The sequence below is a fragment of the Exiguobacterium marinum DSM 16307 genome (genome assembly GCF_000620845.1).
GTDB lineage: Bacteria > Bacillota > Bacilli > Exiguobacteriales > Exiguobacteriaceae > Exiguobacterium > Exiguobacterium marinum.
Genome location: NZ_KK211189.1, coordinates 2,433,429 through 2,450,581 on the forward strand (window position 1 = coordinate 2,433,429; position 17,153 = coordinate 2,450,581).

A 17,153-nucleotide genomic window follows, 5' to 3' on the forward strand; every position below is an offset into this window, starting at 1 on the left:
TACTTTGAATTCAAGATTTTCTACACTAAGAACAGGAGGGATTCACTATGAAAATTGAAGTATGGTCAGATTATGTCTGTCCGTTTTGTTATATCGGGAAGCGTCGTTTAGAAGAAGCACTCGAACAGTTCCCCCAGGCGGACCAAGTGGAAGTCGAATTCAAGAGTTTCGAGCTCGATCCGAACGCTCCGACAAATGATTCACGTACCATCTATGAAGCGCTCGCGACGAAGTATGGCATGCCAATCGAACAAGCGAAAGGCACGACGGCACAAGTTGCTGCTCAAGCTCGCGAAGTCGGTCTCGACTATGATTTCGAGAACATGGTCGTCACAGGTACGCTCGACTCGCACCGTTTGACGCATTATGCGAAGACGGTCGGGAAAGAGAAAGAATTGTCGGAAGCGTTGCTTCAGGCTTACTTTATCGATGCCAAACACATCGGGAACCACGATGTCCTATTTGACATCGCGACAAGCGTCGGACTCGACGGTGACGCGGTACGTGATGTCTTGACGACCGACGTATATACGGATGACGTTCGTGCCGAAGAGAAGCGAGCAAGCGACCTCGGCATCACAGGTGTACCTTTCTTCGTATTCGACAATAAATACGGGGTATCCGGTGCTCAACCGACAGAAGCGTTCACGCAAGTACTCGAAAAAGTTTGGTCTGAGAACAACCCGACGATTCAAGTCCTCTCGAACGGTGCGACATGCACGGACGACAACTGTGATATTTGATTCATGAAGAAGCCGAACGTCGGCTTCTTTTTTGTGGTATTCTTCACCCCACTACTTGATAATAGTGATTAGCATATAAGAATCGAGGACTACATCTATGTGGAAAAATCGGAACGTCTGGATCATTCTGACGGGCGAATTCGTCGCCGGTCTCGGTCTATGGCTCGGCATCATCGGGAACTTGGAATTTATGCAAGACCGTGTCCCATCTGACTTTGTGAAGGCGGTCATTCTCGCCATCGGCTTACTCGCCGGGGTCGCCATCGGTCCGCTCGCGGGACGCTTGACCGACCAAGGCTCTAAGAAAAAAATCATGCTCATCTCAAGCGTCGTTCGGGCACTCAGTGTGCTCTTCATGTTCGTTGCCATCGAAACGAATTCGGTCGTGTGGATGGTCGTCTTTTTAATTATCTTACAAGGATCGGCCGCCTTTTACTTCCCTGCCCTGCAGGCAGCGATTCCGCTCATCGTGAAAGAACGGGAACTCCTCGCCTTGAACGGCGTCCATATGAACGTCTCGACGTTGTCACGCGTCATCGGGACGGCGATTGCCGGTGTGTTGTTGACGCTCATCTCACTTCGAAACGTCTATGCACTCTCGCTCGTCGCCTATCTGTTGCTTGCGGTTGCGACGCTGTTCTTACAGCTAGACGAAACGAAGACACCGTCGGCGAAGAAACTGGATGCGAAAGCGTCGAGCGGTTTCAAGGACGTCTTCCCCATCATCAAATCGATCCCAGTCATCTTCATGACCCTCGTCATGACGCTCATCCCGCTCCTCTTTATCGGAGGGTTCAACTTGCTCGTCATCAACATCAGTGAACTGCAAGACTCGACGGCAATTAAAGGGTGGATTTATACGGCTGAGGGACTCGCCTTTATGACAGGTGCCTTCATGATCAAGCGAATCGGAGAAAAATTCTCGGCGTTCTCAATTTTATTCTCGTTCTCGTTTTTGATTGGCGTCGCGCAACTCATGCTTTATTTCGCGGACATCCCGTTCATGTCGATTGCCGCGTTCGTCCTCTTCGGCTTCTCGGTCGGTTGCTTTTTTCCGACGGCTGTCACGATTTTTCAGACACGGATGCCAAAAGAGTATCACGGTCGCTTCTTCTCGTTCCGTAACATGCTCGATCGGATTGTCTTCCAAGTCGTCCTGCTCGTGACAGGGTTCTTCCTCGATTTGATCGGACTTCAGCTCATGGTCGTCTTGTTCGGAATCAGTTCCATCGCCATGACGGCTGCATTTCTTGTGTATACGCGAAAACATAAATTGCATATCGAGGAAGATTCTACAGAAAAAATGTCTTCATAACAAAAACAAGCGATGACCTCGGTCATCGCTTGTTTGCGTCTTGGAGCTCTCGCCACCACGTCGTCGTATCATTTCGACCGTCGAGCGTGATGCGCTCACCAATCTTCGGAGTGAGGACGACTTCTTTCGGTAATAGCGATGCCATTTGTTCTGCCGGGTCGAACCAATCGTGGAACGACAGTGTGAACGCACCCCAATGGATCGGCATCATTTGGTCGGCACGTAGATCATGAAACGCTTGCGCCGTCTCTTCTGGCTGCATATGGACGTCCGGCCAGCGCACGTCATATTGCCCGCATTCGAGAGCGGCGAAATCAAACGGTCCGTACTGTTCACCAATCTGTTTAAAGTGAGGAGCATAGCCGCTGTCTCCGCTGAAGAAGAGACGGTCCGCCTCGCCGAGAACGACCCATGATGCCCAGAGCGTACTGTTTCGGTCCGTCAACGAACGACCGGAGAAGTGACGTGCAGGTGTGCAGACAAACGTCCAATTCCCGAACGTGTAAGACTCGTTCCAATCTCGCTCCACGATTCTCTCTGCACCGACACCCCATCGTTTCAAATGACTTCCTACACCGAGCGGCACGATGAACAAGGCGACCTTGTCTTTGAGGGCAAGGATCGTTCCATAGTCTAGATGGTCGTAATGGTCATGCGTCAATAAGACGACGTCGATCTCAGGCAAATCCTCGAGGTCGAACGGCAAGTCTTCGCTGAAGCGTTCATTTTTCGCAAACGGAAGCGGGGATGGGCTTCGTCCAAACATCGGGTCGACAAGCATCGTCTTCCCATCCATTTGCACCATGAGGGCCGAATGACCGAGCCAGTAGATTCTCGTGAAGCTTGAGCCCGTCGTCTCCTCGAAATCGATGGGCACGATCGGTAAACGTTCAGTCGGCTTGCGCAGTGAGGTCACGTCACGATAGTCGCGCGCCATCGATACCATGTCCTCTGCGGAAAAGTTCATCGGCGTCTCGTATTGATTACGGAACGCTCCGTTGACCCGGTTCGGGGATTGAAGTGATTTCGGTTTTCGTCCGAGTGGTTTGTACTGCGTCAGAATCGTACCAGTGACAGCCGCCATTCCGACCAATGAGAGCAACATCGTCTTTTTCATTTAGATCCTCTTTTCTACAAGTTCGTTGAATTGATTATAGCGTGCATTCCTCATTCTCATCTCGATTAGTATGCAGATTCACTTATCTTTCAAAAAAATAGAGTGTTCTTGATTTAAGTCAATGTGAACCCTCGTCCACCCTTTTATGATAAAGATAAGATTAATCGAAAGGAGTTTTTCTCATGACACATTCACCTTTACGTTCACAGCGACGTGCCGCATTCTCGTCCGGGATTGCCCTCGTCCTCATGGCACTCCTCGCCTTTTTCGCGCAAGGATATGTCTACCAATCCCTCATAATCGAAAATGATCCGATGACGACGTATCAAAACTTAATGAGTCATCCGACGTTGTTTCGTTTCGGGATCATCGGCTGGGGCATCATTGTCGGGCTAGACCTGATCGTCGCCTACGGACTATACCGTGTCTTCAAACCGCTGCATGTCACATTCGCCCTACTCATCGGAGCACTTCGATTCGTCTATACACTGATTCTCGCGTTTGCCGTTTTGCGACTCGTCGAAGCCGAACGCCTCCTCGATACATCCGCTTCAGCTAGACAAATGTATGAGACGGTCACTTCCTTTGAAGCCATTTGGTCATTCGGCTTGATTGTGTTCGGGCTTCACCTTATCGCAATAGGATGGATGGCAGTGCGGACCCGGCTTATTCCGAGAATGATCGGGATCCTGCTCCTCCTTGCCGGCTTCAGCTATACGCTCGTCCATGTCCTTTATCAATTCCCTGCAGTTGAAGGCATGACGGCAATGCTCGAACTGTTTCTCATGCTCCCAATGTTCGTCGGGGAGTTGGCCTTTGCCGTATGGTTAATTGTGAAAGGAAGAACACTTCCTATTCATGACCTCACTCGACAATCCGAAGGTGACGCATCGCCCGCTTCTTGATTCGACTAAGTGATTCCGGGGTGATGCCAAGGTAACTCGCGAGTTGATATTGAGGGACGCGATGAACCAAGTCAGGTCTCTTCTCCATCAATGCCTGATATCTCTCTTCAGGTGAAGAAGACATGAACTCAGCGAACTCATCTCGCATCGTCCCCATGTCCTCTTCAATCATGTCACGTGTCATCGCCTCAAAGATAGGATTCATCTCGTATTGTTGTTGCTCCGTCGCAAGATCACCGACGACGAGACAACATTCCTCCAGACACGATAATGAATACGGTGACCGTCCGTCCGATTGATGTTTCGTCAATATGGTGATGCTCTGTTCTTCCGTGATGAAATCGACGGTATGCTCGTTCCCTTCTTCGTCGACCTTATATTGACGAATGCAGCCACTCAGTACGAAATAGCATTTAGTCGGGACGTCTCCTTGATGTAATAAAATCGTACCTTTCGGAAATGTGGTAATCGGTACATCGGCTGTCAACCGTTCACACTCTTCGTCACTCATATCCGTAAATCGCTTCATATATTGAATCAGGACGTCTTTCACTCAACTCACTCCTTTTCAGGAAAACCGATTTATTCCCTCAAGTATAGCAGGTTTCGCCATTCAAAAAGACCTGCCCACCGCTTTGGTGAGACAGGTCTTTTGTTAAGACTTTTGCAAGATTTTAATGTCGTTGATGATGTCTTCGGTCGGGACGTTTTGGAACCCGGGATAAGCCTTCATAATCTTACCTTCCTGATCGACCAAGTAAAAATACGTGCCATGGTCGACTTGTGTGCCTTCTTCAGGCTTACGGACGAGCGCTTTGAAGTTCTCTTGAGCGAACGTCTCGATTTCGTCTTGCGAGTAGCCTGAGAGGAACTGCCAATCCGCGTTCACAAGGTCGTATCCACTCATAAACTCTTTCATCTTCTGTGGAGTATCCACTGTCGGGTCGACGCTGAACGAGACGAATTGCACATCTTCGACGCCCTCCTCCTCGAGTGCTTCATTCAGCTTCGTCATATTATACGTCATCGGCGGACAGACTGTCTCACAGCTCGTGAAGACAAAATCCACCATCCATACTTTGCCTTTTAAATCTTCGAGACTGACCATTTCTTCTTCTTGGTTCATGTATTCGAACGATTCGACTTGCCAATTGAGCGGGTCCTCAATCTCTTGTCCACATCCGGCTAGGACGATGAGCATCGTCATCAAACTACCGATCCACCATTTCTTCACGCGTTCCAACTCCTTATCTCTTTTTGACATTCCACATCAAGATTGTGATGAACGTGAAAGCTGTCAACGCTAGGAACGGAATCGTGATGAACCCGAGCCAGTTGATATATTGACCGCTACACGGAACCCCTTGTGCACAAGGTTGAATTTCTGCAAAGCCCGGCACTTTTTGTACCAAGTAATGGTAAAGTGAAACGAAACCACCTATGATAGTAAGCGGTAACACATATTTCCGCACCGTCCGATCGTCCGTGAAGACGGCAATCCCTAGGATGATCGTCAGCGGATACATAAAAATACGTTGAATCCAACATAGCTCACATGGCACGAATTCCCGGATCTCACTGAAGTAGAGACTGCCGAGCGTCGCCGTCAAAGAGACGAGCCAAGCGAGATACAAGCCATATTTTTCGTGAAATGACTTCATTTATAGGTCCTGCTCGATCAACTGTTGGATTTGTTCATAATCGAACGGGTCTTCGAGCATCACACCATTGATCATGATTGACGGTGTGAATTGCACACCGTTCTCTTTCACAAGACCATCGTCCTTGCTGACTTTTTCGAGTACGGTCGATTCTTCTCCAAGGTCTTGCTCAAGTTTTGCCAAGTCGACCGATGCCGTCTCGCTCGCGATCTCCTTCAACTTCTCGACGGTCACCCATGCGTTGTCGTGTTGCTGAGAAGCCGGTTGAGCGTCGTAGAGCGCTTTATGGAACTTCCAGAACGATTCAGGGTCTTGCTCGTATACTGATTCGGAAGCGAGTGATGCCAAAATTGATTCTTGTCCATGGAACAAGACGTTAATATAGCTGAAGCTGACGTCTTCCTTGTCAAGATAATCCGCTTTCAGTTGCGGGTAAATTGTGTCGCCCCACTGTTTGCATGATGGGCATTTATAGTCTCCGAACTCGACGATTGAGACTTTCGCTTCTGGGTCCCCAAGCGTCGGTTGCCCTTCGATGGACACATGATCGCCTCGATCGACTGTTGCCGACTCATCTTGATTGAGCAAGACGAACACGATTGCAATCAATGCGACCGCGACGATGGTCATGACGACCAACCATTGATTCTTTTTCATTCTCTTCACCTCTATTTATTTTCGACTCGTCTTTCATTATAGCGGAAGCTCTTACACCTATCATGTGTTCGACTCGTTTTTCATAATTCTCTTCATTTCAAGCTTTAGGAGGTTTTTCTCGCATGATCAAGTCTTTTACGATGCGCCTCGGTCTCATTTTGGCGCTTAGCATTGCCACGCTTGTCTTTATACTGACGATCGCACTCACATCTCTGATCAGTCACCGGGCGTCTGACTCGCTCGAACAAGAAATCGGGGAAAGACTCTCCACGACCTCGCATCAATTGGCGGACAAACTCGACTTTTATATGTGGTCACGTTATCAAGAAGTTCAACTCTTGCAAGGACTTGATTTAGAGGAGCCGGAGGAAACACGACGACTTCTCAATCAAGTCCAATCGAACATCCCGGCATTCTCATGGATGGGTGTAACGGATGCGGACGGAACCGTCGTCGCCTCGACGAACGGCATATTAGAAGAGGCATCCATCGCCGAACGACCAGTTTATCTCGAAGCGCAAGTTGCCCCCTTTATCGGAGACGTTCACGAGGCGGTCCTCTTAGCTGAATTATTGCCGAATCCGACGGGGGAACCGCTCCAATTCGTCGATATCAGTGTCCCGTTATTTCAAGACGGGACGTTTCAAGGGGTGCTTGCCACTCATTTGAGCTGGGCTTGGGGAAAAGAAGTGCTCGAACATTTCAATCGGACGCTCCATGAACAAGTCGATGATACGGATTTATTCGTCGTCAGTGAGCGAGACAACGTTATACTCCTCGGCCCAGACGACATGGTCGGAAAACCACTTCCCGTATCGTTTACAGAAGGAGCCACCGTAAAAAAATGGGAAGATGGTCAGGACTATCTGACGGGTATGTCCATCGGAGAAGGGTATGATGAATATCCTGGACTCGGTTGGCGTGTCGTCGTCCGTCAGCCGGCAGCAGTCGCGTTCGCACCGGTCGAGACACTTGAAACGAGCATCCTGTGGATTGGCTTGTTCGCATCTCTTGTGACGGCTGTCCTCGGTTGGCTGCTCGCTTCTATCGTGACGAGACCGTTGAAGCGAATCACCGAAACGGCTTCGCTCATGGAACAAGGGAAAGCCAATAAATTTCCACATCAGTCCGGAATCGAAGAGATTGAGTCGCTCGCATTCGCCTTGGAATCACTCGTCACTTCCCTCACCGAATCAGAGTCGGAACGGGTACACTTTGAGAAACTTGCGAATCGCGATGCGTTGACCGGGCTCTCGAACCGCGTCGCTTTACGGGAACAGTTGAATCGACTATATAATTCAGAAGAGACGCATGTCTTCTTTTATATCGATCTCGACGGGTTCAAGGCGGTGAACGATACATATGGCCATGCGGTCGGGGATGCGTTGTTAGTCGAAATTTCACAACGACTCCGAACACTTACAATCGATGAGTTATACCCGGTCCGATTGAGCGGAGATGAATTTTTCCTCATGTTCCCGAGACGTGAATGTTCGGTTGAAGAAATTCATCAAATCGGTAAATCGGTCATCGACACGCTCTCACAACCGGTGACGATTGACACTACTTTCATCTCTGTTGGGGCAAGTATTGGTGCATCGATTTGGTCGCCACCTGAACCACCACATGTCGCCATCGAACAAGCGGACGACGCTTTGTATCGGTCAAAAGCGAACGGGAAACAACAGCTTTCGTTCCACGAATTGTTCGAATAATTTTGGGCGCCCATATGAAAAGGAGTTCATGCTGAACTCCTTTTCATTTTTACTCTTCAGTTTCCGTTATCATGTCATCCTGCTGCTCATTTTCCTCTTCTGGCATCGGCTCCAAATCCATCGTATACACGTATTCCTCCCCAAAGTTATTCAAGATGAACAACTCTTCTTCTGCACGTGTCGACAGTCCATTCGAAAATCCGATTGCGGCATACATTTCCTCTAACAAAACGTCCTGTTCTTTGTCAATCTCATCAAACATGGCTTTTTCCCACCGTTCAATGATTCCTCCGAGTTGAAGATAGTCATCGCTTTTGATTTTATTTTGATCGTGCAACAACTCCAAATATTCACGAACCTCTTTCAGATTTTTATGCGTCATCGGGATTGCACCCGCTTTTTCTGTCGCCAATATTTTTTGATGGGTCATCAGATGCATTGCTTCGACGAGATTCCCTTTGTTCAATTTTTTGGGGTCGTCAAAGTCGAGTCCCGTCGTTTCTTGCGGGTTGATGCGGCGCGTGACGTTTTGACGCCGTCCGAATGGGTCTTCCTCTTTGATGGTATCAATCAACTCGAGTGCACGAGTGTATTCTTCTTCCGTCAACTGTTCACGGTCTAGTTCAGCTGGATTTGGCCCCATCCAATACTGATAGAATGCATATGTAGCAACGACAATGACAACTAAGACAAGTCCCATCCAAGGAAACCATTTTCTCCATTTCATTTACCATTCACGCCCTTTTATTGATTCGCTCTATCAAGAATAACATATATAACTTGCTAAAAATTCCATAAAAAGGGTTTGATTATAACCTCACATAAAAAAGTACCCACCCCGAGATAGGAGCGAGTACTTTCTCTTCTTACGCTTCGAACAACAACTGTTCTGGATCTTCAATCATATCTTTAATGTGTTTGAGGAATGTCACAGCCTCACGACCGTCAACAATTCGATGGTCATACGAGAGCGCGACGTACATCATCGGACGGTTTTCCATCGTGTCCGCATCGATGGCGACTGGGCGGAGTTGAATCGAGTGCATCCCGAGGATGGCGACTTGCGGTCCGTTCAAGATTGGCGTTGAAAGAAGTGAACCGAACACGCCCCCGTTTGTGATCGTGAACGTACCACCTGTCAGATCACTTAATCCGAGCTTGTTGTTACGCGCTTTATCCGCGAGGTGAAGGATGTCTTTTTCGATTTCCCCGAAGTTTTTACGGTCCGCCTCACGGACGACCGGCACGACGAGACCGTCTGGAGCCGATACGGCAATCCCGATATCGTAATATTTCTTCAAGACGATTTCGTTACCTTGGATTTCAGCGTTCAAGTAAGGCATCCGTTTGAGCGCCGCTACCGCTGCTTTCGTGAAGAATGACATGAAGCCGAGTTTGACATCGTTGTCTTTCACGAACTTCTCTTGGCGACGTTTACGAAGTGCCATGACCGCCGACATATCGATTTCATTGAACGTCGTGAGCATCGCTGCCGTCTGTTGCACTTCGACGAGACGGTTCGCGATCGTCTGACGGCGACGCGTCATCTTGATGCGCTCTTCTTCTTTGCCACTTGCGGCAGGTTGTGGTGCAGGTGTTGCAGCAGCCGTTTTTTGTTCTTTCACAGCTGGTTTGTCTTCATGTTTCGAAACATCGTGTACGTTGATGCGCCCAATTGGATCGTTCGTTTGAACGGCTGAAAGGTCGATGCCTTTCTCACGAGCAAGCTTACGTGCAGCCGGTGTCGCGATCGGTCCTTTACCAGGGCTTGCGACGTGCTCTTCACGCTTCTCGACTTTCTTGCCTTCTTCGACAGACTCTGTCTTTTTCTCAGTCGGCGCTTCTGCTTTCGTTTCTGCCGCGTTTTCTGTCTTCGTCTTCGTCGCGACAGCCGTTCCACCGCCAGAACCTGAACCGAGACGTGCGATGACTTCACCGACTTGAACCGTATTCCCTTCTCCGGCAAGTTGTTCTTCTAACACACCCGCTTCGTCAGCCGGGACTTCGATATTGACTTTATCTGTCTCGAGTTCAACGATGGCTTCCCCTTTTTCAACTTGGTCGCCCGGCTGTTTGAGCCATGTCGCGACCGTTCCTTCCGTAATGGACTCTGCTAATTCCGGTACTTTGATTTCGATCACAATGAGTTCCCCCTTAACTTATTTACGATCTTTTTGATATGTGCTCGTGCCTGCACCGCTCGAGATGACGTCACGAGCGAGTGCTTCACAGATGATGCGTGCTTGTTCTTGTTTATGGGCTGTCGGATTTCCTTCAGCCGGGCTTGAACGACGGCGACGACCGATGTAACGGACGTCGAGGCGATTCGTTGTGACCGCTTCAAGGCGGGGCTCGATGTATGACCAAGCTCCCATATTTTTCGGTTCTTCCTGTACCCAGACGATTTCACGCGCGTTCGGATAGCGACTAATAACGTCACGAATCTCGCGTACCGGGAACGGATAAATTTCTTCGACACGGATGATATGGAGAAAGTCGAGTGATTCCTCTGACTTGCCGACTGCTTCTGCGAGATCGATTGCCATCTTTCCTGTGCAGAAGACGAGACGTTCCACCTGCTCGGTGCTCTCACCGAGACCTGGTTGTTCAATGATCGGTTTGAATCCCTCTTCCGTGAACGCCTCGACTGGTGATGTGGCGAGTGGATGACGGAGCAGGCTCTTCGGCGTCATGATAATCATCGGACGAATCTCTTCTTTTCCGAGCATCTCGGCTTGGCGACGGAGAATATGGAAGTACTGTGCCGCTGACGAAAGGTTTGCGACAGTCCAGTTTTTCTCCCCGGCTAGTGTCAAGTAACGCTCCATCCGAGCACTCGAGTGCTCCGGTCCTTGTCCTTCGTATCCGTGTGGTAAGAGCATGACGAGCCCTGATTTTTGACCCCATTTCGCACGTCCCGCTGAGATGAACTGATCAAACATGACTTGAGCCGAATTCGCAAAGTCACCGTATTGTGCTTCCCACAGTACGAGCGTGTCTTGTGCAAATACGTTATAGCCATATTCAAAACCGAGCACCGATCCTTCTGAAAGTGGGCTGTTATAGACCGAGAACGACGCTTTCGCTGTCGACAATTGATGGAGTGGCGAGAACTTCTTCCCTGATTCGACATCGTTCAACATGATGTTTCGTTGTGCGAACGTTCCACGTTCCGAATCTTGACCGCTCAAGCGTACGGGCGTACCATCTGAAAGAATCGAAGCGAAGGCGAGCGTTTCCGCGTGACCCCAGTCGATTTTTCCACCTTCGTCGAAGGCCTCGCGGCGACGGTCGAGTACTTTTTGAAGCTTATGGAAGACACCAAACCCTTCTGGCCAGTCAAGCAACTCTTCGTTCAATTGAGTGAGCAGATCGTGCTCTACAGTCGTGTCGACTTTCGGGAATCCTTTATGGACAGCTTCCGGCAAGACGATGTCCGCGTCCACTTCTTCAGGAGGAACAAGATCGCGGGCTGCTTTGAGCGCCTCTTCGATGTTTTGTTCAACTTGCGCTTTCTCTTCTTTCGTCATAACGCCTTCTGCTTCAAGCTGTGCAGCATAGACGTGACGGACAGATTGATGTCCCTTGATCGCTTTATAAAGAACAGGGTTCGTGTTCATCGGTTCGTCCATTTCGTTGTGACCGTAACGACGATATCCGATTAAATCGACTAAGATATCTTTATGGAATTTGGCACGATACTCACTGATCAACTTCGCGACGGCGACACACGCTTCCGGGTCATCCGCATTCACGTGTAAGACCGGGATTTCATATCCTTTGGCGATATCACTCGCGTAACGCGTCGAACGTGAATCGTTCGGGTCCGTCGTGAAACCGATTGTGTTGTTGGCGATGACATGAACCGTCCCACCTGTACGGTAACCCGTCAAGTTCGTCATGTTGAGCGTCTCAGCGACAATTCCTTGTCCTGGGAAGGCCGCATCTCCATGAATCAAAATCGAAGCCGCCAAATCATCGTGCTGAACAGCCGATCCTTTTTCGGACCGATTATCTTGCGCGGCACGTGTGTAGCCTTCAACAACGGAGCCGACAAATTCAAGGTGACTCGGGTTGTTCGCTAAGTTGAGTCGAACTTCTTTTTGTTGTTCAACCACTTTACGGTCAAGACCGAGGTGATACTTCACGTCTCCCGTCCACCCGAAGTTGATGCCGATCGACCCTTCAGACGGAATCAATTCTTTGTTCGGTGCGTGCTGGAACTCCGCAAAAATCATCTCATACGGTTTACCGAGTACGTGGGCGAGTACATTCAAACGTCCACGGTGGGCCATTCCGATATTGATATGTTCAGAACCGCTCGAGATGAGTCCTCCGACCATGGCATCGAGTAATGGCACCATCGCATCCAATCCTTCGATGGAGAAACGTTTTTGTCCGACATATGTTTTATGAAGGAATGACTCAAACAGTTCTGTCTCAGCAAGACGTGTGAATAATTCTATTTTTTCTTCTTTTGAGAATTTTTGCATCAACGCGCCTTGTTCGACTTGGCGGCGAATCCACTTCTTCTCTTCCATATCGTCTAAGTGACGAAGTTCGATGGCGACCGTCCCTGTGTAGACGTCAAGTAAGTGACGGAATAACTCGAGAGCACTCGCATCTGGTTTCGGTGCATCGTCTGATAAAAGGCGTGCTGGAATTCGCAACAAATCTTCTTCTGTCAAATCGTAACGTGACAGTTCGAACAATTCCTGCTCTCGTGGATGATCTTTCAGTGGATAAATATCGGCCGCTTTGTGACCGAAAGCACGGATATCATTGACAAGACGTGTCGCAGAGACGACCTTCTCCAAATCAAACGATGGACCCGAGACCGATGCTTCTGCCGGTGATGCTACTGGCGCCCCATTCTCATCGAAGTAACGACGAGTCTCCTCATCGACCGTTGATGGGTCTTCCAAATATTGCTCGTACAGTTCAATGATGTAGCCTAAGTTAGGACCATAAAATGCTTGCGATTTCTCGTGGACATTCGACGACTCTCCCATTGAATAAATCCCCCTTATCCATTCCTAAACGTTCTATCTGTGAACGCTTTCATTTTAACATGTAGCCCGAAGCCGTTCACTTATCTCTTACCCTAGTGAACAAAACAAAATCTTGCCTCTTACGCTCAACTTCATACTACACCTTTCATGGCGGAAAGACCCTTACAAATTCACAATTCGTCCATACTATTTCAATAAGTTTTGCTTATCGATAAATTGTGTCACAAGCATTTGTTTCAAAAATTTCAAAAAAAGATGAAACCTTATTTCAAACAAGCCCGTAGAAGGGGATGTAGGAAGCACACTAACACATTTAAAAGAAAGCTAGGTGACAACATGTTATCCGTACAGAATGTTCACAAGAAAATGGGAAAAGCGACGGTTTTGACGAATGTCAGTTTTGATGTCGTTCCAGGTGAGATTTTTGGTTTTCTAGGCCCAAACGGCGCGGGGAAGACAACAACGATACGTATTATCACAGGTCTCATGCCGGCCACTCACGGGACCGTAACCGTCGACGGATATGACGTCGCGAACAGTCGCCAAGAGGCGCTGAGCCGAATCGGTGCCATCGTCGAGAATCCGGCGTTTTACCCGTACATGACAGGACGAGAAAACTTGATTCATGCCATGAACTTGATCCCGAATTTGAAAAAAGTCGACTTGAACGCGCTCGGCGCACTCGTCGGTCTCGACGGAAAACTCGAGATGAAAGTGAAACAGTACTCGCTCGGGATGAAGCAACGTCTCGGGATTGCCCGTGCTTTGTTGCATAATCCAAAAGTTCTCATTTTAGATGAGCCGACGAACGGTCTCGACCCAGCTGGAATCGCCGACCTTCGGAATTACTTACGCCACCTCGCTGACCATCGCGGGATCGCCATCCTCATCTCAAGTCATTTGTTGAGTGAGATGGAATTGATTACGGACCGCTTCGCCATTATTGACCAAGGGCAAATCAAATCGGTAGAAGATGGACAAACGAAAGCCGAGAGTGTCATCCTTTGTAAAGTTGCCAAAGAACAAATGAACGATGCACTCGACGTCGCTGCACTCGCTTTTGATGACGTGAAAATCGTCCAGCAGTCTGCGGAGTCGTTCATCGTACCGCGACAGGAGACGGATATCCCAATCTTATTGAAACAATTAATCGAGCGAGACATCGCCGTCTATCAAATCGGTATGAAGCACGAGTCGCTCGAAGAACAATTCTTGAAATTGACGAAAAAAGAAGGAGGTACGAACAATGCGTTCATTACTCAGCAATGAATGGATGAAATGGCGTCGTACGATTAAACCATATGTCGCCCTAGGTGTATACACGGCGATTATCCTCATCGTATACGCCGTATTGGCAAGCGGAGACGGTACACCGGAAGCGGCATCGTTCTTTGAATTTTCAACAATGGGCGCTATCGCCTTCCTGAGTATTTTTACAATCGTCTTCACGGCTGAGATGGTCGGGAACGAACTGAAGTTCGATACGCTGAAGCATCTCCTGATGAGTCCTTATTCTCGTGACCGTATCTTGTTATCTAAACTCGTCATGGCCGTCCTCGTCATGTTGTTACAATTCGTCTTCATCTTAGTCGTCGCGTTCGGGTTCTCCCTCACGCTAGACGGTTCTGTCACATGGGACGTCGTTCGTCCAATCCTCATCAGTGTGAGCGGACCAATCTTCATCATCTTCTTGACACTCATGTTCTCGGTCGTCTTCAAGTCGGTCGGTGTCGTCATCGGTTTCACGGTGCTCGCGAATTTCGCGTCTAGTATCATCGGTGGTCTTCTCGTCGCTTGGAAACCTGAGCTTGCGAAATGGGTCGTCTTCTTGCATACGGACCTCTCCATTTATGACGTGAATCCTGAATTCATGAAAGCAATGGATGCTACGATCGGCTTCTCAATCTTCTACGTCGCCCTTCATATCGTCGCATTTTACCTCATCACGGCGTTTATGTTCCGTAGCAAAACGTTCGCGGAATAAACAAATAATCTCTATTGATTCGACACGTTCGAATCGATAGAGATTTTTGTTGTCTGAATCTGCATGTGTGACGATTCTCTTTCCCTTTTGTCACATAAACTCAATATTCTGGAAGACGTCTCTAGCAAGCATACGATATGATGAAGGTAATAGGTTGAAAAAAGGATGTGACAATATGGCTCTCACGATCGGTTTAGCATTGCTCGTCTGTTTGATTGCGCTCATTTTCACCATCATGGTCGGGCTCGGGAAAGACCGTTCCACGTACAGCCAAAAGAAAAGCTTATCGATGGTTTCTTGGCTCTACATCATCTTGCTCCCCGTCTCGTTCATCGGACTCGGTCTGCTTTACTATTTCATTACGAAATAATCGAAAAAATCACGATGCCTACACGCTAGGCATCGTGATTTTTTTATGCGATCAAGTCGCTCCAAATTTTGATGGTGCTCGCTAAAATAAGTAGCGCCAAAATCCATTGAAGTGCTTTCGTATTCATGTTTTTGCCGACGTTTGCTCCGATTGGTGCAGCAATCAAACTCGCGATGATCATGATGATAGCCGGTTCCCAGACGATTTGGTCGGTAATGATTTTTCCGAATGTCGAACCGATTGACGAGATGAACGTGATGGCAAGTGAACTGGCAATCGCCATCTTTGTCGGGATGCGTAAGACGACGAGCATAATCGGCATGAGAATGAATGCACCCGCCGCCCCGACGATACCAGCCGCGATTCCTACGACGAACGCTGAACTTGCCGCAATCACTTTGTTGAACTGCACTTGGTCGAGTGGCATATCATCCACTTGCGGTTTCGGCAAGAACATCATAATCGTTGCAATCGTGGCGAGTACAGCGTAAACAACATTGATCATCGTCTCCGAAAGAATCGTCGATCCATACCCTCCAATAAAGCTACCAATCAATACTGCTACACCCATGTAGAGAATCAATTGCTTGTTTAAGTATCCACCTTTACGATAAGCGTAAATCCCACCGATAGTTGCAAAGAATACTTGAATCGCACTGATTCCTGAAACTTCGTGTGCGCTGAATGCAGCAAATCCTAAAAGTGGTGGAATGTACAACAACATCGGATATTTGATGATGGATCCTCCAATTCCGACCATTCCAGAAATAAATGATCCGATAAATCCTATTAAAAAAATTGTAATGATAAAACCGAACTCCATATAGACTCCTCCATTTAGTTTATTATTCTCTGATTATTCATTCGCTTCCCAAGAAATCATACCGCCTGAAACGTCATAAATTTCTGTATAGCCGGCGTCTTGTAACTGTGTGGCAGCTTGGGCACTTCGGTTACCACTCCGACAAATAACGTAAATCGGTTCGTCTTTCGGGTACGATAATTGGGCAGCATCTAATGAAGAAAGTGGTGCATTCACCGCTTCTGCAATATGCCCCCCCTCGTATTCAGACACTTCACGTACGTCAAGGAGTGTTATTTCCTCGTTTTCCAATTTGTTTTGTAGAGTTTTTGTATCAATCTTCACAATACCATCCTTTTCAGATGTGATTACAAAGATAAAAATACCCATTAAAGCCACAATTCCAACAAATAAGGAAATTTTCTTCATCTTTTCTCCTCCAATTCTTTTCACTTGCGCTCATTATACCTTAGGGGGTATATTAAAGCCAACGAAACATTCTCGTTGCCAAATCACTAGGAAATGAAAAGGAGATCAATGACTTATGAAGACGATTACGACTACTGAATTAGAAGCGTTACTTCAAGCAGACGATTCACTCAACTTAATCGATGTGCGCGAGACAGATGAATATGCTGGAGGTCACATCAAACAAGCGAAAAACGTACCACTTTCTGAATTCGGGGCAAAAGTCGATGAGCTCAATCGCTCTAAACCGATTCACGTTATTTGCGCAGCTGGCGGACGCAGCATGAATGCATCTGCTTATCTCGACTCACTCGGGTTCGATGTCACGAACGTCGATGGCGGGATGATGAGCTGGCAAGGCGAAGTCGAATAAACCATTACTTTAGGTCATAGGGGGAAATTCA

Annotated in this window: 18 protein-coding genes; 8 read left to right on the forward strand and 10 right to left on the reverse strand. The window is 48.1% G+C overall.

What is annotated here, in order from left to right; genetic code table 11:
• Positions 1–47 precede the first annotated feature (47 nt).
• Together P400_RS0112850 and P400_RS0112855 are read left to right on the forward strand one after the other, a co-directional pair.
• Positions 48–743, forward strand: coding sequence for a DsbA family oxidoreductase (locus P400_RS0112850; RefSeq protein WP_026826587.1), 696 nt, complete (start codon positions 48–50; stop codon positions 741–743).
• A gap of 97 nt (positions 744–840) precedes the next feature.
• The gene (locus P400_RS0112855; RefSeq protein ID WP_026826588.1) at positions 841–2,058 is read left to right on the forward strand and encodes an MFS transporter; all 1,218 of its coding nucleotides are present in this window, start codon (positions 841–843) and stop codon (positions 2,056–2,058) included.
• Positions 2,059–2,080: 22 nt separating this feature from the next.
• Here the strand turns inward: P400_RS0112855 and P400_RS0112860 are convergent, their stop codons facing one another.
• Positions 2,081–3,175, reverse strand: coding sequence for an MBL fold metallo-hydrolase (locus P400_RS0112860; RefSeq protein WP_026826589.1), 1,095 nt, complete (start codon positions 3,173–3,175; stop codon positions 2,081–2,083).
• A 182-nt stretch (positions 3,176–3,357) separates the two neighbouring features.
• On the opposite strand from P400_RS0112860, the gene P400_RS15220 reads away from it, so the two are divergent.
• Positions 3,358–4,080, forward strand: coding sequence for a DUF4386 domain-containing protein (locus tag P400_RS15220; protein WP_051545990.1), 723 nt, complete (start codon positions 3,358–3,360; stop codon positions 4,078–4,080).
• Here P400_RS15220 and P400_RS0112870 read toward each other — a convergent pair.
• The 4 genes from P400_RS0112870 to P400_RS0112885 all read right to left on the reverse strand — a co-directional run bounded on the left by P400_RS0112870 (position 4,040) and on the right by P400_RS0112885 (position 6,398).
• Entirely contained in the window at positions 4,040–4,633 is a 594-nt protein-coding gene (locus P400_RS0112870) for a Crp/Fnr family transcriptional regulator (protein WP_026826590.1), read from the reverse strand. The two genes, P400_RS15220 and P400_RS0112870, sit on opposite strands and share 41 nt — an antisense overlap.
• 102 nt (positions 4,634–4,735) lie before the next feature.
• Entirely contained in the window at positions 4,736–5,323 is a 588-nt protein-coding gene (locus tag P400_RS0112875; protein ID WP_274357262.1) for an SCO family protein, read from the reverse strand.
• 4 nt (positions 5,324–5,327) lie between these two features.
• The gene (locus P400_RS0112880; RefSeq protein ID WP_026826592.1) at positions 5,328–5,741 is read right to left on the reverse strand and encodes a disulfide oxidoreductase; all 414 of its coding nucleotides are present in this window, start codon (positions 5,739–5,741) and stop codon (positions 5,328–5,330) included.
• Entirely contained in the window at positions 5,742–6,398 is a 657-nt protein-coding gene (locus tag P400_RS0112885) for a DsbA family protein (RefSeq protein ID WP_026826593.1), read from the reverse strand.
• 122 nt (positions 6,399–6,520) lie between these two features.
• On the opposite strand from P400_RS0112885, the gene P400_RS15875 reads away from it, so the two are divergent.
• Positions 6,521–8,113, forward strand: a complete 1,593-nt coding sequence (locus tag P400_RS15875; protein WP_051545991.1) for a diguanylate cyclase domain-containing protein — start codon at positions 6,521–6,523, stop codon at positions 8,111–8,113.
• Positions 8,114–8,162: 49 nt separating this feature from the next.
• Here P400_RS15875 and P400_RS0112895 read toward each other — a convergent pair whose 3' ends face one another.
• The 3 genes from P400_RS0112895 to P400_RS0112905 form a co-directional block, all read right to left on the reverse strand.
• A complete protein-coding gene (locus tag P400_RS0112895) occupies positions 8,163–8,840 on the reverse strand; it encodes a DUF6241 domain-containing protein (RefSeq protein ID WP_152538893.1) in 678 nt (225 codons plus the stop codon).
• A gap of 139 nt (positions 8,841–8,979) precedes the next feature.
• Positions 8,980–10,254: a 2-oxoglutarate dehydrogenase complex dihydrolipoyllysine-residue succinyltransferase gene (gene odhB, locus P400_RS0112900; RefSeq protein ID WP_026826596.1), complete on the reverse strand. Its 1,275-nt coding sequence runs from the start codon at positions 10,252–10,254 to the stop codon at positions 8,980–8,982.
• An 18-nt stretch (positions 10,255–10,272) separates the two neighbouring features.
• The gene (locus P400_RS0112905) at positions 10,273–13,125 is read right to left on the reverse strand and encodes a 2-oxoglutarate dehydrogenase E1 component (RefSeq protein WP_026826597.1); all 2,853 of its coding nucleotides are present in this window, start codon (positions 13,123–13,125) and stop codon (positions 10,273–10,275) included.
• A gap of 336 nt (positions 13,126–13,461) precedes the next feature.
• Here P400_RS0112905 and P400_RS0112910 point away from each other — a divergent pair, with 336 nt between their 5' ends.
• The 3 genes from P400_RS0112910 to P400_RS0112920 all read left to right on the forward strand — a co-directional run bounded on the left by P400_RS0112910 (position 13,462) and on the right by P400_RS0112920 (position 15,479).
• Entirely contained in the window at positions 13,462–14,394 is a 933-nt protein-coding gene (locus P400_RS0112910; RefSeq protein ID WP_026826598.1) for an ABC transporter ATP-binding protein, read from the forward strand.
• Complete coding sequence (locus P400_RS0112915) at positions 14,372–15,109, forward strand: ABC transporter permease (protein WP_026826599.1); 738 nt, start codon at positions 14,372–14,374, stop codon at positions 15,107–15,109. Before P400_RS0112910 ends, P400_RS0112915 begins: the two co-directional genes overlap by 23 nt.
• Positions 15,110–15,284: 175 nt before the next feature.
• Positions 15,285–15,479, forward strand: a complete 195-nt coding sequence (locus P400_RS0112920) for a hypothetical protein (protein WP_026826600.1) — start codon at positions 15,285–15,287, stop codon at positions 15,477–15,479.
• Between the two features lie 43 nt (positions 15,480–15,522).
• On the opposite strand, the gene P400_RS0112925 is transcribed toward P400_RS0112920, so the two are convergent.
• Together P400_RS0112925 and P400_RS15415 are read right to left on the reverse strand one after the other, a co-directional pair.
• Positions 15,523–16,302 (reverse strand): sulfite exporter TauE/SafE family protein, encoded by a 780-nt coding sequence (locus P400_RS0112925; RefSeq protein WP_026826601.1) that lies wholly within the window; start codon positions 16,300–16,302, stop codon positions 15,523–15,525.
• A gap of 33 nt (positions 16,303–16,335) precedes the next feature.
• On the reverse strand, positions 16,336–16,710 hold the full coding sequence (locus P400_RS15415) for a rhodanese-like domain-containing protein (protein ID WP_026826602.1): 375 nt from the start codon (positions 16,708–16,710) through the stop codon (positions 16,336–16,338).
• A gap of 115 nt (positions 16,711–16,825) precedes the next feature.
• On the opposite strand from P400_RS15415, the gene P400_RS0112935 reads away from it, so the two are divergent.
• On the forward strand, positions 16,826–17,122 hold the full coding sequence (locus tag P400_RS0112935; RefSeq protein WP_026826603.1) for a rhodanese-like domain-containing protein: 297 nt from the start codon (positions 16,826–16,828) through the stop codon (positions 17,120–17,122).
• The last annotated feature ends 31 nt before the right edge of the window (positions 17,123–17,153 follow it).